Genomic DNA, 21532 nt, shown 5'->3' on the forward strand with positions numbered 1-21532 from the left:
TTGGTTCAACTTGTAGCTGCCTTGTGGATTTCCTGTGGAACAGCTGTGGCGCCGGAAAAAGTCCCAATTCTTTTGCTGTCACTGGCCCCCGGTAGGCTAGAGGGGTGACTCCCGAAGAACTCTCCCTCGCCATATCCGCCTGCCTGAAAGACGCCGTCGACGCCGGTGAGATTGCCCTTTCGTCATCAGCAGTGCCAGACGAGGTACGAGTGGAGCGGCCAAAGAACCGGGACCACGGCGACTGGGCCACCAACATCGCCCTTCAGCTTGCCAAGCAGGCCGGCACCAACCCCCGCGAATTCGCCACCGTGCTGAGCGCGCGGCTGAAGTCTATCGACGGCGTCTCCGCCGTGGACATCGCGGGGCCCGGGTTCCTGAACATTACCGTGGACGCGGCAACGGCCGGCGCCCTGGCCAAGGTGATCGTCGAAGCCGGACAGCAGTACGGGACCAACAACGCGCTCGCCGGCCACACAGTCAATATGGAATTCGTCTCGGCCAACCCCACCGGACCCCTTCACATTGGGCACACCCGGTGGGCCGCCCTGGGCGATTCCATCGCCCGCGTGCTGCGCGCCTCCGGTGCCGACGTCACCGCTGAGTACTACATCAACGACGCCGGCTCGCAGATGAATGTCTTCGCCAACTCGGTGTACTCCCGGCTGCACGGCCTGCCCGTTCCTGACGGCGGCTACCCGGGACAGTACATCGCAGACCTGGGCCACGAGGTCCTCACCGAGCACCCTGACATCCGCGAACTGACCGAAGTTGCTGCCCTTCCGGTCATCCGCGCAGCCGCCTACAAGGCGCAGATGAAGGACATCAAGGCCACCCTCGCGGACTTTGGTGTTGAGTTCGACGTGTTCTTTTCAGAACAGGAACTGCACGACGCCGGCGCGATTGAGAGTGCCGTTGCCCGCCTTCGCGAGCAGGGCCACGTGTTCGACGACGGCGGTGCGGTCTGGCTGCGCACCACCGACTTTGGCGACGACAAGGACCGGGTGATGATCCGCGCCAACGGCGAGCCCACCTACTTCGCTGCGGATGCCGCCTACTATCTCTCAAAGAAGGACCGCGGCTTCACGGAAAAGATCTACCTGCTCGGCGCGGACCACCACGGCTACATCAACCGGCTCAAGGCCATCGCCGCCTGTGCGGGGGATGACCCCGAGGTGAACATCGAGGTGCTGATTGGCCAGCTGGTATCAGTGAACGGCGCCAAGCTGTCCAAGCGCGCAGGCAACATTATCGAGCTGAAGGACCTGATCGATTGGCTCGGCAAGGATGCAGTCCGCTACTCCCTCGCCCGGTTCCCGGCAGATTCCCCCCTGACCCTTGACCCGGAGCTGCTGAAGAAGCACAGCAACGAGAACCCGGTGTTCTACGTGCAGTACGCCCACGCCCGGTCCCGCGGTGCGGCCCGAAATGCCGTCGACGCCGGCGTGGAGCGCCGCGTAAACGGCAAAGACAGCTTCGACGCCTCGCTCCTGGACCACGCCACGGAGAACGAACTTCTCTCGTACCTGGGCAGCTACCCGTCGATCGTTGCGAAGGCCGCGGAACTGCGGGAACCCCACCGGGTGGCGCGGCACCTCGAAACCATCGCCGGCGCCTACCACCGCTGGTACGACGCCTGCCGCATCGCACCCATGGGTGACGAGGCGGTGACCGATGTCAACCGCACCCGCCTCTGGCTCAACGACGCCACGAGCCAGGTGCTGGCCAACGGCCTTGACCTGCTCGGCGTTTCCGCGCCGGAACGGATGTGATTGGCATGAACGACGCGCACAAGAGCGCAGCCTCTCCGCTCGCCCCCGAATGGCTCTCGGTCCCGGAGGACCTGAACACACTGATCCCCTCAATGTGGGCAAAGGACGTTACCCGGACCGGCGCGGGCCAGGTGACCATCGACGGCATTCCGGTCGCCGAGCTGAAGGAACAGTTCGGCACGCCCCTGTTCGTGATGAGCGAGGCGGACTTCCGCTCCCGTGCGCGGGGGTTCAAGGATGCGTTCGACGACGCGTTCGCGGACATCTGCGGGGGAGTGGACGTCTACTACGCCGGTAAATCATTCCTCTGCACGGCAGTGGCAACCTGGGTGGCTGAGGAAGGCCTCCGGCTCGACACCTGCTCCGGCGGCGAACTCGCCGTAGCTGCCCGGGCGGGCATTGCCGGCGCCCACCTGGGCCTGCACGGCAACAACAAGTCGGACGCCGAAATCCGCCGTGCCCTCGACATGCAGGTGGGCCGCATCGTGGTGGACAGCCTCGACGAGCTGGACCGCGTTGCCAAAATTGCCTCCGGACGGGGCGAAACCGCAAAGGTCATGCTCCGGCTGACGCCGGGCGTCCACGCGCACACCCACGAATTCATCGCCACTGCGCACGAGGACCAGAAGTTCGGGCTCTCCATGGCCGGGGACACCACGGATGAAGCAGGCCTTTCAGCTGCTGAAGAGGCAGTTGCCGCTGCCACGGCCTACCACAGCATCGAGCTGCTCGGGCTGCACTGCCACATTGGCTCGCAGATCTTCGAACCGGACGGCTTCGCGCTGGCCGCGGAGAAGCTCCTGACCTTCCTTGACGCCATGCAGCGCAAATACTCCATCGTCCTTCCGGAGCTGGACCTCGGCGGGGGCTACGGCATTGCCTACACCCCTGTGGACACCCCGCGCCCGCCGGCCGAGATCGCCCAGGCGATGGCCGCCGTCGTCCGCTCCACCTGCGCAAAGCTCGGCATCGACTCGCCCCGCATCTCCATCGAGCCGGGGCGCGCCATCGTAGGCAGCACCACCTTCACGCTGTACGAGGTGGGGACGCTCAAGACCGTTCGTGTCGACGTGCCGGCCTCGGCCGAAGCCGGTGACGCCGGTGACAACGTTACGTATCCGCGCCGCTATGTGTCGGTGGACGGCGGCATGAGCGACAACGCCCGCCCGGTGCTCTACGACGCGGATTATTCGGCTGTCGTAGCTTCCCGGACGTCTGCCGCCGCACCGCAGCTGTCCCGCGTGGTGGGCAAACATTGCGAGAGCGGCGACATAGTTGTTAGAGATGTATATCTGCCCGAGGACGTGGCAGCCGGTGATCTGCTTGCTGTACCGGGGACCGGCGCCTACTGCTGGGCCCTGTCAAGCAACTACAACTATCTGGCCCGGCCGGGCGTTGTCGCGGTGCGCGATGGATCTGCCCGGCTGATTGTCCGCGGGGAAACCGAAGAAGATCTGCTGAACCGCGACATGGGAGTCTGAATGACTGAATTGCGAACCCTGAAAGTGGCCCTGCTGGGCTGTGGCAACGTTGGGGCCCAGGTTGCGCGGATTCTCATTGAGGACGCCGACACCCTTGCCGCGCGGACGGGCGCGAAGCTGGAGCTGAGCGGCATCGCCGTGCGCAACGTCCACACGAAGCGCGATGTGGACCTTCCGCAGGAACTTTTCACCACCGACGCCGACACCCTCGTCAAGGACGCGGACCTCGTGATCGAGCTGATGGGCGGCATTGAACCTGCCCGCACACTGATCCTGTCCGCCCTTCGCAATGGCGCCTGCGTTGTCACTGGGAACAAGGCGCTCCTGGCACAGGACGGCCCTATCCTTCATGAAGAGGCTGACAAGGCGGGCGTGCAGCTCTCCTATGAGGCCGCGGTCGCCGGAGCCATCCCCATCCTGCGCCCCATCCGCGACAGCCTCGCGGGTGACCGCATCACCCGCGTCCTGGGCATTGTCAACGGCACCACCAATTTCATCCTTGACCAAATGGACACCACCGGTGCCCAGTTTGCCGACGCCCTCGCCGAAGCACAGCGCCTCGGTTACGCGGAGGCCGATCCCACCGCCGACGTCGAAGGCCACGATGCTGCCGCGAAGGCCGCCATCCTCGCCTCGCTGTCGTTCCACACCCGGTTCGCCCTGGAGAACGTCCACTGCGAAGGGATCAGCTCCGTCACCGCGGCGGACATTGCTGCCGCCAAGGACGCCGGTTTTGTCATCAAGCTGCTGGCCATTGCGGAAAAGCTTCCCGCTACAGGCACGGAAACAGACGGCGGCGGCGGAGTCTCCGTCCGCGTGCACCCCACGCTGCTTCCCCGCGAGCACCCGCTGGCTGCCGTTCATGGCGCCTTCAACGCCGTATTCATCGAAGCGGAGAATGCAGGCGAGCTGATGTTCTACGGCCAGGGAGCCGGCGGTACCCCCACCGCCTCCGCCGTCCTGGGTGATCTGGTGTCCGCCGCGCGCAGCCTGGTCCTCGGCGGCCCCGGCCGAACGGAAACCACCACCGGACACGTTCCGGCGCTGCCGATCGACGCTGCCGTCACCAGTTACTACATCGGGCTGGACGTCGCTGACCAGCCCGGCGTCCTGGCCAGGATCGCCCAGCTCTTTGCCGAGCACGGCGTCTCCATCGAAATCATGCGGCAGACCATCCACCGCGACGCTGAGTCCAACGTGGAGTCCGCCGAACTGCGGATTGTCACCCACCGCGCGTCAGAGGCTGCCCTTGCAGCCACCGTCGAGGCCGTGAAGGGCCTGGACGTCATCAATTCAGTTACATCCGTTCTGCGGGTAGAAGGAGTCTAAGTGGCTCACCAATGGCGCGGCGTTATCCGCGAATACGCTGACCGTCTGCCCGTGACGGAATCCACCAGGGTGATCACCCTGGGCGAGGGCGGCACCCCGCTGGTGCACGCGCAGAAGCTCTCGGAGCTTACCGGCTCCAAGGTGTACCTCAAGGTGGAGGGCATGAACCCCACCGGCTCGTTCAAGGACCGCGGCATGACCATGGCCATGACGGCCGCCGTCGCATCCGGAGCCCAAGCCGTGGTGTGCGCCTCCACCGGCAACACGTCCGCTTCTGCCGCTGCATACGCCACGGCCGCAGGCCTGAAGTGTGCGGTGCTGGTGCCCGAGGGCAAGATCTCCATGGGCAAGCTCAGCCAGGCCATCGCCCACGGTGCAACCCTGCTCCAGGTGGACGGCAACTTCGACAACTGCCTGGATATTGCACGGAAGTTGGGGGAGTCCTACCCGGTCTTCCTGGTCAATTCAGTCAACCCTGCCCGTATCCAGGGACAGAAGACCGGTGCGTTCGAGATCGTTGACGCACTGGGCGACGCTCCGGACATCCACGTCCTGCCGGTTGGCAACGCCGGAAACATCACGGCCTACTGGAAGGGCTACAAGGAGTACTCCGCTCCGTTCGAGTCCGCAACGGCCGGCACGCTTCCCGCTGTGTCCACCAAAACGCCTGCCATGTGGGGTTTTCAGGCAGCGGGGGCAGCACCCTTCGTTGCGGGCCACCCCATCACCGAGCCTGACACCATCGCCACGGCCATTCGGATCGGCAACCCTGCATCCTGGGACGGCGCCATTGGCGCCCGCGACGAATCCGGCGGACTCATCGACGCCGTCACCGACGAGGAAATCCTCAACGCGCACCGCTGGCTGTCCTCGCGCGAAGGTGTCTTTGTTGAACCCGGTTCCGCCGCCGGTGTGGCTGGCCTGCTGAAGAAGCATGCCGCAGGCGAGGTTCCTTCCGGGAAGACGATCGTCATCACCGTCACCGGCCACGGCCTCAAGGACCCCCAGTGGGCCCTGCGTACCGAGGACGGCAGCGACGTGCAGCCGGTCAAGGTTTCCAATGACGTGGTTACCGTTGCTGCTGAACTGGGACTGGAAGAAAAATAACCTTGGACACCACCTCGCAGACCGCCGTCGGACTGCAGCTTATTGAGCCCGGACAACGGGTCACCGTCCGGGTTCCCGGCACCACAGCCAACCTTGGTCCCGGTTACGACAGCCTGGGCCTGGCTCTGGCGCTGCATGACACGCTGACGGTGGAGAGCCTTGAATCCGAGGAGCTCCTGTTCGATCTCCGCGGCGAAGGCGCGGACACCCTTCCTCGGGACGCCAGCCACCTGGTCATCCGCGCCATGGAAGCGGCTTTCGAACGGCTGGGCTTCCGGCACGGCGGCCTGAAGGTGACGGCGGACAACGTCAATCCCCACGGACGAGGGCTGGGCTCGTCCGCATCGGCCGTGGTGGCAGCCGTTTCCGCGGCGAACGCGCTGGTGCCTGAGGCAAGCCGCCGCGGGAAGGACTGGATCCTTCAGCTCACCAGCGAGCTGGAAGGGCACCCTGACAACGTGGCACCGGCCATTTTCGGCGGTCTGGCGCTCTCCTGGCAGGACAGTGACCAGTACAGCAGCACCAGTGCGACGGTGTCCGAAACGGTGGTTCCGGTGGTGGCCGTTCCCGATTTCGAGCTGTCGACGGAAGCCGCGCGGGCGTTGCTGCCGGCCTCGGTGGGGCACCACGCCGCTGCAATGAATGCCGGACGGGCGGCCCTCTTGATCCATGCATTGACCAGCAAGCCCCAATTCCTGCTGGCCGGTACCGAGGACTACCTCCACCAGAGCTACCGTGCAGAGGCCATGCGTCCAAGCGCTGCATTGATTTCAGCGCTTCGTACGGCCGGGCATGCAGCAGTGGTGTCCGGCGCCGGGCCCACCGTGCTGGTTCTGGCAGACGGACAAACTGAAGCGGCCGCCGTCGTTGGTTTTATCGAGGAGTTCACTGCAGCAAACACGCCGGACATCGGGTGGCGTGTTCTGAAGCTGGCAGTGGACGTTGAAGGTGCTAAGGTGGAGTTGCACCGGCGGTAATTCCGCCTATCTGATCTGCTATTGCACTTAGTTGCCGCTTGGTCTCTTACTGCGCAATGTATTCCGGTGCCACCTGCTTGGTCTGTCGCAGGAATCTGCAGCACTCAAACTGCCCCTGAAGCGTCAGTCCGGCGTTCCACCATCGCGGAGCGCAAGGTGAATTAGTATCCGGCCCTGCTGGCCGATATCCAACCGGCAAGGCCGAACAATCCGGCTGCAGATCTGAACTGCAGCCCAGATCAAATCATCGCGTCCAGCTCCCAGTCTGGACGCCGTCGAGGGGGAAGGATCCTTCGTGACCGAAACCACTGAGCTGTCGCCAGCTGTGGAACTATCATCTTCTGCTGCCGAATCACCGGCCGCACCCGCCAAGAGCAGCGGCCTTGCCGGCCTCAAGCTCGCCCAGCTGCAGGCTCTTGCCAGCCAGCTCGGCATTTCTGGCGGTTCCCGGATGCGCAAGGGGGACCTGGTATCAGCCATTTCCGCCCACCGTGCCGGTACACCCATGACCAAGGCTCCGGCCAAGGCAGCTGAAAAGGCCGTTGGGAACGTGTCCGCGCCGGCAGTTGTTCCGGCGGTGTCCGCTCCGACTGCTGACGCAACCGAAGCTCCCGCAGAAGGAACGCGGGCCCGTGGCCGTGGCCGCAGCCGCCGTGCCGTCAGCGACGGAGTGGTAGCACCCGCAGCCGCCGAGCAGGCTGCTGCGGAAACCAGCACCGCCGCTCCGGTTGAGGCTCCGGCCGCCGCCGAGGCTCCCGAAGCGGCCGAAGGCGCAGCTGAGCGTCGCCAGCCGCGTACCCGTAACCGCCGCCGCGGTGAGGCAGCCGCAACCGCGCCGCAGGGCGCAGAAGGTGTGGAGGCCCCGGCAGAACAGGCCGACGGCGAGCAGCGCGCCGCAGCGCAAGCCGCTGCAGAACCGCAGACGGAAGAACGCACCGAGCGTACGGATGCTGAAGCCGGCGAAGCCGCGCAGCGCACCGACCGCCGCGAAGGGGGACGCACCCGCGGCCGTGATAACGCAGCACGCGAGAACGCCGACAGCGGCCGTGACAACGCAGGTAGCCGCGAGGCCGGCCAGCGTGAAGGCACCCGCCGCGATGACAACCGCGACAGCGACGACGCCGATGGCGGCAGCCGCCGCAACCGGCGCAACCGCCGCGACCGCAACGACCGGAATGACCGGAATGACCGCTCAGGCGGCCAGGACCGTGACAGCAGCTCACGCAACGACCGCTTCCGCGACCGCAATGACCGCCGTCGCGGACGCGCCCAGGGACCGGACGTCGACGACGTCGAGGTAACTGAGGACGACGTCCTGCTGCCCGTTGCCGGCATCCTGGACGTCCTGGAGAACTACGCGTTCATCCGCACCTCCGGCTACCTCCCCGGCCCGAACGATGTTTATGTCTCCCTCGCCCAGGTCAAGAAGTACAACCTCCGCAAGGGCGACGCAGTGGTTGGCGCCATCCGCGCTCCGCGTGACGGCGAAGACCGCAGCCAGCAGTCGGCCCGCCAGAAGTTCAACGCCTTGGTCCGCGTCACCTCCGTCAACGGCAAGACCTCCGAGGAACTCAAGGACCGTGTTGAGTTTGCGAAGCTGGTGCCGCTGTACCCGTCGGAGCGCTTGCGCCTCGAGACAGACCCCAAGAAGATCGGCCCCCGCGTCATCGACCTGGTTGCCCCGATCGGCAAGGGCCAGCGCGGCCTGATCGTCTCCCCGCCGAAGGCCGGCAAGACGCTCATCCTGCAGTCCATCGCCAACGCGATCACCACCAACAACCCTGAGGTCCACCTCATGATGGTGCTGGTTGACGAACGCCCCGAAGAAGTGACGGACATGCAGCGCACGGTCAAGGGTGAGGTCATCGCCTCCACCTTCGACCGTCCCGCCGACGACCACACCACCGTGGCCGAGCTCTCCATCGAACGCGCCAAGCGCCTCGTGGAAATGGGCATGGACGTGGTGGTCCTGCTGGACTCCATGACCCGCCTGGGCCGCGCCTACAACCTGGCAGCGCCGGCCTCCGGCCGCATCCTGTCCGGTGGTGTGGATTCCGCAGCACTGTACCCGCCCAAGCGCTTCTTCGGTGCAGCCCGCAACATCGAAAACGGCGGCTCGCTCACCATCCTGGCCACCGCCCTCGTGGAGACCGGTTCCAAGATGGACGAAGTCATCTTCGAAGAGTTCAAGGGCACCGGCAACATGGAGCTACGCCTGTCCCGCCAGCTGGCAGACAAGCGCATCTTCCCGGCCGTGGACGTCAACGCGTCCGGCACCCGCCGGGAGGAGAACCTGCTCTCGCCCGAGGAAGTCAAGATCATGTGGAAGTTGCGCCGCGTCCTCTCCGGACTCGAGACCCAGCAAAGCCTTGAACTCCTGACCAACAAGATCCGGGAAACCCAGAGCAACGTCGAGTTCCTCATGCAGGTTCAAAAGACGACGCTTGGTGCGAAGTCGGACAACGACAAGTAGCTGAGTTCGGGGCGGGGTGTCGGAAGGTTCGTGCGGCTGGGTGCCGCGCGGATGTTCCGCCCCCGCCCCTTCGCGTGGCGGCTCAGTCCTGACGGACGTGAGCCGCCACGCTCCGGCAGGCCCGATGCCACTCCCGGGCGGAAAATCCGCGCGGCTTGCGTCGTTGCGTCACCGTCCTGCTTCTCGCCCAGCTTGTGGCATTACTAGACTTGTACAAGTCGAAAGAGGTTTATAGATGTTTGAGTCCGTACAGGGCCTGCTTGATGAGCATGATGCTATCCAGGCGCAGCTGGGGGATCCTGCTGTTTATGCTGATCAGAGGCTCGCCCGGAAGCTTGGGCGACGTTCGGCTCAGCTCAATGGCATTGTTGAGGCCTATCACAAGTGGGAAGGCATCCGCGATGACTTGGCCGCTGCCAAGGAGATGGCTGACGAGGATCCTGAATTTGCGGCTGAGGTGCCTGAACTGGAAGAGGCGCTCGAGGTTGCTGCGGCGAAACTGCGCCGCCTGCTCATTCCCCGCGATCCTGACGACGCCCGCAACGTGATCCTTGAGGTCAAGGGCGGCGAAGGCGGTGACGAGGCTGCCCTGTTCGCTGCCGACCTCCTGCGGATGTACACCCGCTATGCGGAGTCGCGCGGCTGGAAGACCGAAATTATTTCTGCCACGGAATCAGACCTTGGCGGCTACAAGGACGTGCAGGTTGCCGTGAAGGGCAGTTCCAACGATCCGGCTGAGGGCGTTTTCGCGCGGCTCAAGTTTGAAGGCGGCGTCCACCGGGTGCAGCGCGTTCCTGTGACGGAGTCCCAGGGCCGCATCCATACGTCTGCTGCCGGCGTGCTGGTCCTGCCCGAAGTGGATGAGCCTGAAGAGCTTGAGATCAACCAGAACGACCTCAAGATCGACGTCTACCGTTCGTCCGGTCCCGGCGGCCAGTCCGTGAATACAACTGATTCTGCCGTGCGCATCACCCACCTTCCCACCGGCATCGTGGTGGCCATGCAGAACGAGAAATCGCAGCTGCAGAACCGCGAAGCAGGCATGCGCGTGCTCCGGGCACGCATCCTGGCGCACCAGCAGGAGCAGATCGACGCCGAAAACTCCGCCCAGCGGAAGTCGCAGATCCGCACCATGGACCGCTCCGAGCGCATCCGCACCTACAACTACCCCGAAAACCGGATCGCGGACCACCGCACCGGCTACAAGGCATACAACCTGGACCAGGTGATGAACGGTGATCTGGAGCCGGTTATCCAGTCCGCAATCGAGATGGACGAACAGGCCCGCCTGGACGCCATCGGCGACTAGCCGTTCCGCCGTATGACACTCGGGCCAGGCCAGTCGCTCGCGGATGCCGTCAGCGCGGCAACGGACATCCTGCGTGATGCCGGCGTACCCAGTCCGCGGGTGGACGCCGAGCTGCTCGCCGACCATCTGCTGAACGTTGGGCTGGGCCGACTGCGGGCCTTGATGCTGGGGGACGCTCCTGCCCCGGAGGGCTATGCGGCCCTGGTCGCAGAGCGGGCCAGCCGGATTCCGCTGCAGCACATCACCGGAGTGGCGCATTTCCGGTACCTGGAGCTGGCCGTGGGCCCCGGCGTTTTCGTGCCCCGCCCCGAGACCGAATCCGTGGCGCAGCTGGTGATCGACCACGTCAAGGACATGCCGCACCCGCGGATCGTTGACCTCGGGACCGGTTCGGGCGCCATCGCGGGCTCCATCGCCCACGAAGTGCCAGGCGCCGAGGTGCATGCCGTCGAGTTCAGTCCGTTCGCGCACGCCTGGGCGGCAAAAAACCTGGCCCCGTTGGGCGTCCATCTCATCCTCGGGGACCTGCGCGACGCGCTGCCGGAACTCAACGGGACCTTCGACGTCGTGGTTTCCAACCCGCCCTACATCCCGGCAGAGGCCGTTCCCATTGAGCCGGAAGTCGCCCTGCATGATCCCCCCGAAGCGCTGTACGGCGGGGGAGCGGACGGCATGGAACTTCCGACGGCGGCAGCAGCCTCGGCTGCCCGCCTGCTTCGGCCCGGAGGCTACTTCGTGATGGAACATGCAGAAGTCCAGGCAGGCTGGATCTCGGCCATGCTGGCAAGGACCGGGAACTGGACCACTATCAGGACGCATCTGGACCTCAACGGCAAGGAGCGCGCCACCAGCGCCCTGCTCGCGGATCCGGACCCAGGGAATGAAAGAATAGGCGAGTGACCACAACCTATAACTGCACCAGCGACGACGAGCGCGCCCAGGGCCTTGAACACGCCCAACGGGCCATCAGCGAAAAGAAGTGCGTGGTATTTCCCACGGATACCGTCTACGGCATTGCCGCCGACGCCTTCTCGCCGCAGGCCGTCACCATGCTGCTGGTGTCAAAGGGACGCAGCCGCACTATGCCGCCGCCCGTGCTGATTCCCCGCGTCAACGCCCTCGACGGACTCGCCACCGACGTATCTGCAGACGCACGAAAGCTTGCCGAGGCGTTCTGGCCGGGTGGCCTGACCCTCATCCTGCACGCCCAGCCGTCCCTGGACTGGGACCTTGGCGAGACCAAGGGCACGGTGGCGCTGCGGATGCCCGACGACGAAATCGCCCAGGAACTACTTACACTCACCGGCCCGCTGGCTGTTTCATCCGCCAACCGTACCGGCCATGCTCCTGGACAGACAGCGGCCGCCGCACGCGAGCAGCTGGCGGACTCCGTGGAGGTCTACCTCGAAGGCGGCTTCCGGCCGCTCGAAGGTGAGGCAGCAGTACCTTCCACCATCGTTGACGCCACCGGCCCCCGCCTGCGCGTGGTCCGTAACGGCGCAGTGAGCCTCGACCAGCTCCGCGAACATGTGCCGGGTGTCCTGGGACTCGGCGAGATTCCCATGGCGGACGAGGAACCGGTGGAAGCAGCACCGGTGGAAGCAGCCCCAGTGGCAGATGCACCGGTTGAATCAGCACCGGTTGAAGCAGCCCCGGTGGCAGAGGCACCCTCGGGTTCATCGGTGGTAAAGCCCGAAGCCCCGGGAGCAGCTGAAGTCCCCGCCGCCCCGGCACCAGACCGGGACTCCCGGCCTTGATGACGCTGGACCGCCAGCGGATTCCCGTCCTGGAGGTTGACGCCACACCGCTGCGGGTTCCTGAACTCGTGGAGGAACTCAACCAATTCGTTCAGGAAGGGTCAACGCGGACGATCCTGGGCCACAACCTGCACAGCGTCACGCTGACCCTTTCGGATGAGGGCTTCAGCAAGTTATACCAGCGGAGCGATGTGGTCTTGCTGGACGGTGCCCCCGTGCTCTGGTTGTGGGGGAGGACCGGCAAGGCCGAAGGCCCGGTGATGGACTACCGGCTGGGCTCCACCGACTGGCTGCCCGCCCTGGACCAGGTGCAGGGACTCGAGCGGATCGCGGTGCTGGGTGCCGGAGCCGAGGCTAACGCCGGAGCCGTCCGGAAACTCCAATCCATCGTTCCTGGTGCCCGTGTCTCAGGCTTCCCGGGCGAGGGCTGGAATGGGGAGCTCGAAGACAAGGCAGTGGCATGGCTTCACCTGCAGCAGCCGCAGCTGGTTCTCCTTGGGCTGGGCATGCCGCTGCAGGAAAAGGTCCTGGAGCGGCGCCTGGGCGACATGCCGCCGGCCATCTACTGCGCGGTGGGTGGAGCTATCGAGCAGTTGGCCGGCTTCCAGAAGCTCGCACCGCGTTGGCTGGGCCGAATGGGACTTGAGTGGGCCTGGCGCCTGCTGCTTCATCCACGGCGCGTTGCCTACCGGGTGCTCGGCGAGCCCTGGGTCCTGCTGTGGCTCCTGGCAGGCCGCGGGTTGAAGCGGCAGATGCTCAAGCGCCAAAGGTAGAAGCGCCGGAACAGGGAGCTGCACCCTAGAACTTCTGGTCCTCCAGCGGCGCGAAGCCTTTGCCACGGAGGCCGGTGGTGAAGGACCTGGCCCAGCCCAGGAATCCAGGAAGGTCCCGACGCTGTGCGAAATAGCCCAGGTAGCCGCCGACGTCGGCCACGAAGGACCGGACGCGGAAATAGCGGCGGATCAGGTAGCCGCGGTTCCGGTAGTAGTAGTACCTCTTGAAGGCGGACTCCGGAACAATGACGTGCCAGCGGGCCCCGAATACGTGCTGCGTCTCGGTAAATGCGTGTGGATGCGTGATTGCGGTTGTGGTCACCGTGCCGAAGCGGACGCCTGCCTTGCGGAGTCGGATGGTGAAATCCACCTCATCGCCGCGAATGAACAGGCGCATGTCCGGCAGGCCCACCTTGAAGAAGACGTCAGAACGGATCAGGGCGCCGTTGAAAAAGTGTCCGTCGTTCGGAAGGAAGCCGATCTTCTCCACCTCGGCACGGCTGTGCGTGACCTTGCCGTCCAGGCGGAAGAAGAAGGAAAGCCGGTCCGGCTGGCCGGGCGCTGTCACCAAGGGAACCACCGCCTCCAGGTCGCGCGCCTCAGCCTCCCGGAGCAGCGTGGCGAGGCATTCGGGATCGGCCGGTTCGGCGTCGTCGTCCATCATCCAGATCCATTTGGCGCCGCTGGCGACCGCCTTGAGCGCCGCCAGGGAGAAGCCGCCCGCGCCGCCGAGGTTTGCTTCGGAACGGACGTAGTCAACGTTCGGGTGCTTCGCGGCCACGTCCAGCGCCGGCGTTTTGCCACTGTCAACCAGGCAGATCGTGTCCACCGGTGCCGTCTGGTTGTTGATCGAATCCAGCAGGACAGCAAGTTCTTTCGGCCGGTCGAATGTCACGGCGGCAACTGCTACGCGGGGGGTCATGGGGGTCCTTTCAGCATGGCTGACAGGGATTTCCCCGCTCGCAATGCGCCAGTGTGGCGCGAAGCCATGGTGCTGTTGGCGCTAGTATCTTTGACTAGAGTCCACTGTAATACAGCCCTGTAAGGCACCGCGTACAAGAAAAAACGCACTGCCTGCTGCGCGCTCGGCGACGGAGAAGTTTCATTTATCGAAGAACAGATTCCCGGCCAGTGAGCCCACCGACCACGGACCATCCACCAATACGGTTGTCCGGCTTAAGTAACACCTTTGAATCGGCCATCGCCCCATGATCATGTACCTGCTGATGGGGCTGACCGCTGCCGTGGTGTCCTATTTTGCCACCTGGGGTGCCCGGATCGTCGGCCACCGGCTGGAGCTGCACCTGCCCATCCGCAGCCGCGACATGCATTCCATTCCCGTGTCCCGGCTGGGCGGCGTGGCCATCTTCCTTGGAATCCTGGTGGCGCTCATCGTGGCCAGCCAGTCCTTCTTTGTTAAGGACATCTACCGGAACAACTTCTCGCCCTGGGGCGTGCTCGCCGGTGCAGCCGTCATCGTCCTGGTGGGCGTCGCGGATGACCTGCTGGACATCCGCTGGTGGGTGAAGCTGATTGGCCAAAGCGCCGCAGGCCTCACAGTGGCCATCTGGGGAGTCCAGATGACCATTGTCCCGTGGGTTCCTGAGCCCATCTACCTGGAAAACGAGACCCTCCGGGTAGTGCTGACCGCCGGTCTGATCGTGACCACCATGAATGCCTTCAACTTCATTGATGGCCTGGACGGGCTGGCGGCCGGAGTGGCGGTCATCGGCGGTACGGCCTTCTTCTTCACGGCGTATTGGGTCCACCGCAACGCGGTGCTGCTGGACTACTCGGATCTCGCCACCTTGATTACCGCTGTCCTGGTGGGCAGCTGCCTGGGCTTCCTGCCCCACAACTGGTTTCCGTCCAAGATCTTTATGGGTGACTCCGGGGCAATGCTGATCGGCCTGCTCATGGCCTCAGCCGGCGTGGTGTCCACAGGTCAAATCACCTCGGGCCTCTACGACCGGGCCAACGGTATCTCCACGGTGATACCCATCCTGCTTCCGTTCGCCGTCCTCTTCCTGCCGCTACTGGACCTTGGCCTAGCGGTGGTCCGGCGCACTGCCCGGGGCCGTTCGCCCTGGTCCGCAGACCGGGGCCACCTGCACCACAAGCTGCTGGACATCGGATACTCGCACCGCACCGCCGTCATCCTGATGTACCTCTGGACCGGCATCCTGTCCTTCGGGGGACTTGCCTTCGCGATCTTCCCCTGGCAAATCGTGCTGTCCGTGGACATCTTCGCCACGCTGGTGATGGGCCTCATCACCGCCTGGCCGTACCTGGCCCGGCGGGGCGAGGAAACCCGGGCGTAACCCCTGTGCAGAAATATTTCTATCTCATGTAGAATTTAGGGGCAGCCAAAGCTGCCCCTCCAACCTGCCTCCTGGCTAACTGCCTTTTGGTGCCGACGATTGGGATCGAATGACCTCCAACGCCGAGTCCGGACCCGCGTCCGGCAACTCACCCGTTGGTGCTTCTGGACCCACCAAATCACTCTGGCTCCACCTCTTGCGGGTCAGTGCCTTTGCCGGCGTCGCAGCGTTGGTTGTCTGCTCCGTGATCGCCCTTCCGCTCAACGGCGCTAATGGGGCTCTGTCCAGCGCCTTCGGGGGAGTGCTGGTGATGCTGTTCTTTGGCATCAGCCTCCTGGTAGGCCACTACGTAGGCCGGAACAATCCGTCCGGTGCAATCGGCGTGTTCGTCGCCACCTATTTCATCAAGGTCGTGGGTTTCGCGGCGGTCCTGTTTGTCATGGGCACCCCGGAGTGGCTGCACGAACGCTGGTTCCTTATCGGCGCGGTCAGCGCTGTCGTCCTGTGGCAGGCTGCTGAAATTTACGGTTTCAGCAAAGCCCGCCTCCAGATCTACAACGATCCAGAAACCAAGGAAACCCGCGATGCGTGATCCACACAAGCCAAGCAAAGGCACCAACGGCACGGGCCAATCATCCGGCTCTGCCCCCGGTGTATCACGCGACGGAACCAGCGGCGGATACAACGCCGGCATGGCCGTATTCAGCTACATCATTGGCGGAATCATCGTCTGGAGTTTGATAGGGTGGGGACTGGATTACGTGTGGGGAACGCGCTGGATCGTGCTCGCAGGCGCTCTGCTTGGAGCCGTCGGAGGTTTCTACCTTTCCCACATGCATGGCCTTACCAGTTCTCGCAAAAATGCTGGGGAGCGCCATGCTGCCAGCGGGCCGTCCCAGGACGGCGACACTAATGCCAAATAATTTCACAGGGGGAACAGCAGGCCGTCAGGCTGCCGGTCCCCGCCCAACGCCCAATGATGGACACTGCAGAGAGGAAACGCGTTGATCGCGCTTGCGCTCCCGGCCCAAGATTCAGGAGAGTTTACTCCTCCTGGTATTAACGAAATGCATTTGCCGGCAATCCTGCCGTGGGGTGCCGCAGAAGGATTCTCCAAGCAGATGCTGCTGGTCCTCCTCTCTGTTGTCTTTATCGCCGTCTTCTTCGTGCTCGCCGCACGCAAGCAGCAGCTGGTACCCGGCAAGCTCCAGTTCGCCGGCGAAGCCGCCTACGGCTTCGTCCGCAACGGAATCGCCAAGGACATCATCGGCGGCAGGGACTTCATCAAGTACGTCCCGCTGTTGTTCAGCCTCTTCTTCTTCATCCTGGTGAACAACATCTACGGCGCCATCCCGTTCTTCCAGCTCCCCACGTTCTCGCACGTCGGCGGCGCGTATGTGCTGGCGGGCATCGTCTACTTCACCTGGATCGCCATCGGCGTCAAGAAGAACGGACTCCGTTACTTCAAGCTGGCCACCGTGCCCTCCGGTGTCCCCTGGTACATCCTCCCGATCGTTATCCCGATCGAGATCATTTCCAACTTCATCGTCCGTCCGGTCACGCACAGCCTCCGTCTGTTCGCGACCATGCTCGCAGGACACCTCATCGTGATGATCGCCGGCTATGGCATCGAGTTCCTTATCATGCAGGAGAACATCCTGCTCAAGGGAACCTCGCTCCTGGTCCTGGCAGGCGCCATCGCCATGTACATGCTTGAAGCCCTGATCATGGTCCTGCAGGCCTACGTCTTTACCCTGCTGACTGCGATCTACATCGAAGGCGCAATCCACGCCGACAGCCACTAGGCACCCTTAAGCTTCCCCTCGCGGGGATGATAGCAACCCAAACAACCTGCCACATGGGTGGCATCTTGAAAGGAAGAAAAATGGAAGGCACCATTAACGGCTCCCTCAACCTCATCGGCTATGGCCTCTCGGCCATCGGCGGTGGTATCGGTGTGGGTCTCGTGTTCGCCGCTTACATCAACGGCGTTGCCCGCCAGCCGGAAGCACAGCGCGTGCTGCAGCCGATCGCATTCCTCGGCCTTGCGCTGACCGAAGCCCTCGCCATCCTGGGTCTCGTCTTCGCCTTCGTTCTTAGCTAGTCCTTCGGAACTTAGCGAACATTCAGAACCGAGTAGATAAGGACGGGTGAAATATGAATCAGCTGATCATCTCAGCCGCCACTGAGGGCGAAGTCAACCCCCTGGTTCCCAATGTCTGGGAAATGGGCGTTGTCCTCGTGGGCTTTGCCATCCTCATGTTCATCGTGGTCAAGTTCGTTGTCCCGATGTTCGAAAAAACCTTCGCCGAGCGTGCCGAGGCTATCGAGGGCGGCATTGCAAAGGCTGAAAAGGCCCAGGCTGAGGCGTCTGCTGCACTCGAAGAGTACAAGCAGCAGCTGACCGACGCCCGCGCCGAAGCCAACCGCATCCGTGAGGAAGCCCGCGCCGAAGGTGCCCAGATCCTCGCGGATCTTAAGGAAAAGGCAGCTGCAGAGTCTGCCCGCATCACGGCCCAGGCCCATGCCCAGATCGAATCCGAGCGCCAGGCGGCCGTTGTGTCGCTGCGTTCGGAGGTCGGCACCCTGGCCACCACCCTCGCCGGCCGCATCGTCGGGGAATCATTGAACGATGACGAGCGTGCAGCACGGGTAGTGGACCGCTTCCTGGCAGATCTGGAGACCCAGAACGCAGGTGCAGCTAAGTAATGGCAGGCGTATCGAGCGAATCGCTGGCAACAGGGCTGGCCGAGCTGGAAGCGAAGCTTCCGACGGCGTCACTGCAGCTGGCAAAGGAACTCTTCGGAATTCTGGGAATGGTGGACAGCTCGGCTGGCTTGCGCCGCGCCCTGACTGACCCGTCCCGCAACGGTGACGAAAAGTCGGCGCTGGTCAGGCAGCTGGTAGGCGGAAAAGTCTCCGCTGATGCTGCAGAGATCGCGGGCGGACTGGCCAGCTCACGCTGGGCAACCGCACGGGATATCGGCGATGCACTCGAGACTCTTGCCGCAACGGTGGTCATTTCCGTTGCTGAAAACAAGTCGGCCGTTTCTGCCTCCGGAATCTCTGGCCTGGAGGAGCTGGAGAACGATCTGTTCTCCTTCAACCAGGCCGTTGCCTCCAACCACGAGGTACAACGTGCTCTGTCCGAACCACAGGCCAGCGCTGCAGCCAAGGCAACCCTGGCCGAGAGGCTGGTGCCCGGCGTGAGCGAGGAAGCAAAGGTCCTCATCACGCAGGCGGTCACCCAGCCCCGCGGCATCAAGCCCACCCGGCTGGTGGAACGGTTCGCCGAACTGGCGGCCAAGCGGCAGCAGCGCTGGATTGCAACGGTCAGCGTGACCCGTCCCCTGACACCCACGCAGCTTGCACGCCTCCAGGCGGGCCTGAATGCAATGTACGGGCGGGAACTGAAGGTCAACGTCAATGTTGACCCGGCACTCATTGGCGGCATCCGCGTCCAGGTTGGTGACGAAGTGCTTGACGCTTCGGTCATCACCCGCCTGGGCGAGCTGCAGCGCCAGCTGGCCGGCTAGCCGGACAAGCACAACAAAACTGATAGAAACCCCGGTCATCGCAACGGTGATCACAAAACAGGAGAGCAGGGACTGCAGATGGCCGAATTGACCATCAACGCCGACGACGTCCGTAATGCGCTGAACGAGTTCGCGGCGTCCTACGAACCCGGAAACGCAGAACGCGTAGAGGTCGGCCGCGTAACCACCGCTAGTGACGGCATCGCCCGTGTTGAGGGCCTTCCCTCGGTCATGGCGAACGAGCTGCTGCGTTTCGAGGACGGCACCCTGGGCCTGGCCCAGAACCTCGACGTCCGCGAAATCGGCGTCATCATCCTCGGCGACTTCACCGGCATCGAAGAAGGCCAGGAAGTCCACCGCACCGGACAGGTTCTGTCCGTTCCCGTGGGCGACGCCTTCCTCGGCCGCGTTGTTGACCCGCTGGGCGTGCCCATCGACGACCTCGGCGAGATCAAGGCCGAGACCACCCGCGCACTGGAGCTCCAGGCTCCCGGCGTGACCCAGCGCAAGTCGGTGCACGAGCCGATGCAGACCGGACTCAAGGCTATCGACGCCATGATCCCGATCGGCCGCGGCCAGCGCCAGCTCATCATTGGCGACCGCCAGACCGGCAAGTCCGCCATTGCGATCGACACCATCATCAACCAGAAGGCCAACTGGGCTTCCGGCGATGTGACCAAGCAGGTCCGCTGCATCTACGTGGCGATCGGCCAGAAGGCGTCAACCATTGCCGCCATCCGCCAGACCCTCGAGGACAACGGCGCACTGGAGTACACCACCATCGTGGCGTCTCCCGCTTCCGACCCCGCAGGCTTCAAGTACCTGGCACCGTACGCCGGCTCGGCCATTGGCCAGCACTGGATGTACGGCGGCAAGCACGTCCTCATCGTGTTTGATGACCTGTCCAAGCAGGCTGAGGCCTACCGTGCAGTGTCGCTGCTGCTCCGCCGTCCGCCGGGACGCGAAGCCTACCCGGGCGACGTGTTCTACTTGCACTCCCGCCTGCTGGAGCGTTGTGCAAAGCTCTCCGACGAGCTGGGCGCAGGTTCCATGACCGGCCTGCCGCTGATCGAGACCAAGGCCAACGACGTGTCGGCCTACATCCCGACCAACGTGATCTCCATCACCGATGGCCAGATCTTCCTCCAGTCGGACCTCTTCAACGCCAACCAGCGCCCCGCTGTTGACGTTGGTGTGTCGGTGTCCCGCGTGGGCGGCGCCGCCCAGGTGAAGTCCATGAAGAAGGTCTCCGGTACCTTGAAGCTGGACCTCGCCCAGTACCGCGACATGCAGGCATTCGCCATGTTCGCCTCGGACCTGGACGCCGCTTCCCGCCAGCAGCTGACCCGCGGCGCACGCCTGATGGAACTGCTCAAGCAGGGCCAGTACTCCCCGTTCCCGGTGGAGAACCAGGTTGTGTCCATCTGGGCAGGCACCAACGGCTACCTCGACGACGTGCCGGTTGAGGACATCAGCCGCTTCGAGTCGGAGTTCCTGGAGCACCTCACGCACAAGTCCTCGATCCTCACCACGCTGGCGCAGACCAACGTACTGGACGATGACACCGCAGCAGCGCTGAAGTCCGCCATCGTGGACTTCAAAAAGGGCTTCTTCGGTGAGGGTGACAACCACTTGGTAGGCGCCGGCCACGAGGAGCACAGCGCTATCTCCGAGGGCGACGTCGACCAGGAAAAAATCGTTAAGCAGAAGCGCTAGTTCCAATGACCGGGTGTGCCGGGCCCACAGGGTCCGGCACACCCGGTCTACGGAATGTTAGGAAAGGATAAGTATGGGAGCCCAGATTCGGGTCTACCGCCAGAAGATCAGCTCGACCACGTCGATGCGCAAGATCTTCAAGGCGATGGAACTGATCGCTACCTCGCGCATCGGCAAGGCCCGTGCGCGCGTAGCAGCTTCACTGCCTTACGCGAACGCGATCACGCGCGCCGTTTCTGCTGTCGCCAGCCAAAGCGAAGTCGACCACCCGCTGACCACTGAGCCGGAGCAGATCCGCCGCGCCGCCGTCCTGGTAATCACCTCGGACCGTGGCCTGGCCGGATCCTACTCGGCAAGCGTGCTCAAGCAGGTGGAGGGTCTCAACGAGCTGCTCCACGCTGAAGGCAAGGAAGTCAAGACGTACCTCGTCGGACGCAAGGCGCAGGCCTACTTCGAGTTCCGGAACCGTGAGTATTCACGGGTCTGGACCGGTGGGACCGACGCACCCGAGTTCACAACCGCGCGCGAGGTCGGCGAAGCACTGCTGGCCGATTTCGCAACCGACTTTGAAGAGGGCGGCGTGGACGAAATCCACGTGGTGTACACCCGCTTCAAGTCCATGGTCACCCAGGAGCCCACGGTCATCCGCTTGCTTCCGCTGGAAGTAGTGGAAGAGCAGGCTGCTTCTGAGTCGGACCTGTTGCCGCTGTACGAGTTCGAGCCGGAAACTGAGCGGGTACTTGACGCTCTGCTGCCGCGCTACATCGAGTCACGCATCTTCGCGGCCATGCTGCAGGCAGCGGCTTCCGAGCTCGCTGCGCGCCAGCGAGCCATGAAGTCCGCAGGCGACAATGCCACGGACCTCATCAAGAAGTACACGCGTCTGCGCAACACGGCCCGCCAGGCTGAAATTACGCAGGAGCTGTCCGAGATTGTTGCCGGCGCCGACGCCCTTGCGTCGTAGCCTGCACCGCCTTCGGATTC

20 protein-coding genes are annotated in these 21532 nt (G+C 64.1%); 19 read left to right on the forward strand and 1 reads right to left on the reverse strand.

Features of this window, described 5'->3' with window-relative positions; translation table 11 throughout:
* The first annotated feature begins 104 nt into the window (after positions 1 to 104).
* The 10 genes from argS to AC5RV1_RS14495 all read left to right on the forward strand — a co-directional run bounded on the left by argS (position 105) and on the right by AC5RV1_RS14495 (position 12975).
* Positions 105 to 1769, forward strand: a complete 1665-nt coding sequence (gene argS / locus AC5RV1_RS14450) for an arginine--tRNA ligase (RefSeq protein ID WP_493946556.1) — start codon at positions 105 to 107, stop codon at positions 1767 to 1769.
* A 5-nt stretch (positions 1770 to 1774) separates the two neighbouring features.
* On the forward strand, positions 1775 to 3250 hold the full coding sequence (lysA, locus tag AC5RV1_RS14455) for a diaminopimelate decarboxylase (RefSeq protein ID WP_493995022.1): 1476 nt from the start codon (positions 1775 to 1777) through the stop codon (positions 3248 to 3250).
* Complete coding sequence (locus AC5RV1_RS14460; protein WP_493995023.1) at positions 3251 to 4579, forward strand: homoserine dehydrogenase; 1329 nt, start codon at positions 3251 to 3253, stop codon at positions 4577 to 4579.
* Positions 4580 to 5686, forward strand: coding sequence for a threonine synthase (gene thrC / locus AC5RV1_RS14465; protein ID WP_493995024.1), 1107 nt, complete (start codon positions 4580 to 4582; stop codon positions 5684 to 5686).
* 2 nt (positions 5687 to 5688) lie between these two features.
* Positions 5689 to 6663 carry a homoserine kinase gene (gene thrB, locus AC5RV1_RS14470; RefSeq protein ID WP_493995025.1) on the forward strand — a complete coding sequence of 325 codons (975 nt, stop codon included), beginning with the start codon at positions 5689 to 5691 and terminating at the stop codon, positions 6661 to 6663.
* A gap of 295 nt (positions 6664 to 6958) precedes the next feature.
* The gene (gene rho / locus AC5RV1_RS14475) at positions 6959 to 9136 is read left to right on the forward strand and encodes a transcription termination factor Rho (RefSeq protein ID WP_493995026.1); all 2178 of its coding nucleotides are present in this window, start codon (positions 6959 to 6961) and stop codon (positions 9134 to 9136) included.
* Positions 9137 to 9371: 235 nt separating this feature from the next.
* Complete coding sequence (gene prfA, locus AC5RV1_RS14480; protein ID WP_493946550.1) at positions 9372 to 10445, forward strand: peptide chain release factor 1; 1074 nt, start codon at positions 9372 to 9374, stop codon at positions 10443 to 10445.
* A 12-nt stretch (positions 10446 to 10457) separates the two neighbouring features.
* Complete coding sequence (gene prmC / locus AC5RV1_RS14485) at positions 10458 to 11345, forward strand: peptide chain release factor N(5)-glutamine methyltransferase (protein ID WP_493995027.1); 888 nt, start codon at positions 10458 to 10460, stop codon at positions 11343 to 11345.
* On the forward strand, positions 11342 to 12202 hold the full coding sequence (locus tag AC5RV1_RS14490; protein ID WP_493995028.1) for an L-threonylcarbamoyladenylate synthase: 861 nt from the start codon (positions 11342 to 11344) through the stop codon (positions 12200 to 12202). Before prmC ends, AC5RV1_RS14490 begins: the two co-directional genes overlap by 4 nt.
* A complete protein-coding gene (locus AC5RV1_RS14495) occupies positions 12202 to 12975 on the forward strand; it encodes a WecB/TagA/CpsF family glycosyltransferase (RefSeq protein WP_493995029.1) in 774 nt (257 codons plus the stop codon). The genes AC5RV1_RS14490 and AC5RV1_RS14495 overlap by 1 nt, the downstream gene beginning before the upstream one ends.
* Before the next feature lie 25 nt (positions 12976 to 13000).
* Here the strand turns inward: AC5RV1_RS14495 and AC5RV1_RS14500 are convergent, their stop codons facing one another.
* Positions 13001 to 13897 carry a glycosyltransferase gene (locus tag AC5RV1_RS14500; protein WP_493995030.1) on the reverse strand — a complete coding sequence of 299 codons (897 nt, stop codon included), beginning with the start codon at positions 13895 to 13897 and terminating at the stop codon, positions 13001 to 13003.
* A gap of 286 nt (positions 13898 to 14183) precedes the next feature.
* On the opposite strand from AC5RV1_RS14500, the gene AC5RV1_RS14505 reads away from it, so the two are divergent.
* The 9 genes from AC5RV1_RS14505 (at position 14184) to AC5RV1_RS14545 (ending at position 21512) form a co-directional block, all read left to right on the forward strand.
* A complete protein-coding gene (locus AC5RV1_RS14505) occupies positions 14184 to 15296 on the forward strand; it encodes an MraY family glycosyltransferase (protein ID WP_493946545.1) in 1113 nt (370 codons plus the stop codon).
* A 109-nt stretch (positions 15297 to 15405) separates the two neighbouring features.
* Positions 15406 to 15888, forward strand: coding sequence for a Cg1360 family ATP-synthase-associated protein (locus AC5RV1_RS14510; RefSeq protein WP_493995031.1), 483 nt, complete (start codon positions 15406 to 15408; stop codon positions 15886 to 15888).
* Positions 15881 to 16219, forward strand: a complete 339-nt coding sequence (locus AC5RV1_RS14515) for an AtpZ/AtpI family protein (protein WP_493995032.1) — start codon at positions 15881 to 15883, stop codon at positions 16217 to 16219. Before AC5RV1_RS14510 ends, AC5RV1_RS14515 begins: the two co-directional genes overlap by 8 nt.
* 81 nt (positions 16220 to 16300) lie before the next feature.
* Entirely contained in the window at positions 16301 to 17101 is an 801-nt protein-coding gene (atpB, locus tag AC5RV1_RS14520) for a F0F1 ATP synthase subunit A (protein WP_493946541.1), read from the forward strand.
* Between the two features lie 80 nt (positions 17102 to 17181).
* Positions 17182 to 17400, forward strand: a complete 219-nt coding sequence (gene atpE / locus AC5RV1_RS14525; RefSeq protein WP_011775261.1) for an ATP synthase F0 subunit C — start codon at positions 17182 to 17184, stop codon at positions 17398 to 17400.
* A gap of 53 nt (positions 17401 to 17453) precedes the next feature.
* On the forward strand, positions 17454 to 18005 hold the full coding sequence (locus AC5RV1_RS14530; RefSeq protein ID WP_050054630.1) for a F0F1 ATP synthase subunit B: 552 nt from the start codon (positions 17454 to 17456) through the stop codon (positions 18003 to 18005).
* The gene (locus AC5RV1_RS14535; protein ID WP_493946539.1) at positions 18005 to 18832 is read left to right on the forward strand and encodes a F0F1 ATP synthase subunit delta; all 828 of its coding nucleotides are present in this window, start codon (positions 18005 to 18007) and stop codon (positions 18830 to 18832) included. Before AC5RV1_RS14530 ends, AC5RV1_RS14535 begins: the two co-directional genes overlap by 1 nt.
* A gap of 78 nt (positions 18833 to 18910) precedes the next feature.
* Complete coding sequence (gene atpA / locus AC5RV1_RS14540; RefSeq protein WP_163162911.1) at positions 18911 to 20548, forward strand: F0F1 ATP synthase subunit alpha; 1638 nt, start codon at positions 18911 to 18913, stop codon at positions 20546 to 20548.
* A 73-nt stretch (positions 20549 to 20621) separates the two neighbouring features.
* Positions 20622 to 21512, forward strand: coding sequence for a F0F1 ATP synthase subunit gamma (locus tag AC5RV1_RS14545; protein WP_493995033.1), 891 nt, complete (start codon positions 20622 to 20624; stop codon positions 21510 to 21512).
* The last annotated feature ends 20 nt before the right edge of the window (positions 21513 to 21532 follow it).

The organism is Arthrobacter sp. Hb9-2 (assembly GCF_059091165.1).

Excerpts from the sequence above, each read along its gene's own strand:
- lysA (WP_493995022.1), top strand. The coding sequence starts at position 1,775 with ATGAACGACGCGCACAAGAGCGCAGCCTCTCCGCTCGCCCCCGAATGG.
- AC5RV1_RS14460 (WP_493995023.1), top strand. The coding sequence starts at position 3,251 with ATGACTGAATTGCGAACCCTGAAAGTGGCCCTGCTGGGCTGTGGCAAC.
- prfA (WP_493946550.1), top strand. The coding sequence starts at position 9,372 with ATGTTTGAGTCCGTACAGGGCCTGCTTGATGAGCATGATGCTATCCAG.
- prmC (WP_493995027.1), top strand. The coding sequence starts at position 10,458 with ATGACACTCGGGCCAGGCCAGTCGCTCGCGGATGCCGTCAGCGCGGCA.
- AC5RV1_RS14495 (WP_493995029.1), top strand. The coding sequence starts at position 12,202 with ATGACGCTGGACCGCCAGCGGATTCCCGTCCTGGAGGTTGACGCCACA.
- AC5RV1_RS14500 (WP_493995030.1), bottom strand. The coding sequence starts at position 13,897 with ATGACCCCCCGCGTAGCAGTTGCCGCCGTGACATTCGACCGGCCGAAA.
- AC5RV1_RS14505 (WP_493946545.1), top strand. The coding sequence starts at position 14,184 with ATGATCATGTACCTGCTGATGGGGCTGACCGCTGCCGTGGTGTCCTAT.
- AC5RV1_RS14510 (WP_493995031.1), top strand. The coding sequence starts at position 15,406 with ATGACCTCCAACGCCGAGTCCGGACCCGCGTCCGGCAACTCACCCGTT.
- AC5RV1_RS14515 (WP_493995032.1), top strand. The coding sequence starts at position 15,881 with ATGCGTGATCCACACAAGCCAAGCAAAGGCACCAACGGCACGGGCCAA.
- atpE (WP_011775261.1), top strand. The coding sequence starts at position 17,182 with ATGGAAGGCACCATTAACGGCTCCCTCAACCTCATCGGCTATGGCCTC.
- AC5RV1_RS14530 (WP_050054630.1), top strand. The coding sequence starts at position 17,454 with ATGAATCAGCTGATCATCTCAGCCGCCACTGAGGGCGAAGTCAACCCC.
- AC5RV1_RS14535 (WP_493946539.1), top strand. The coding sequence starts at position 18,005 with ATGGCAGGCGTATCGAGCGAATCGCTGGCAACAGGGCTGGCCGAGCTG.
- atpA (WP_163162911.1), top strand. The coding sequence starts at position 18,911 with ATGGCCGAATTGACCATCAACGCCGACGACGTCCGTAATGCGCTGAAC.
- AC5RV1_RS14545 (WP_493995033.1), top strand. The coding sequence starts at position 20,622 with ATGGGAGCCCAGATTCGGGTCTACCGCCAGAAGATCAGCTCGACCACG.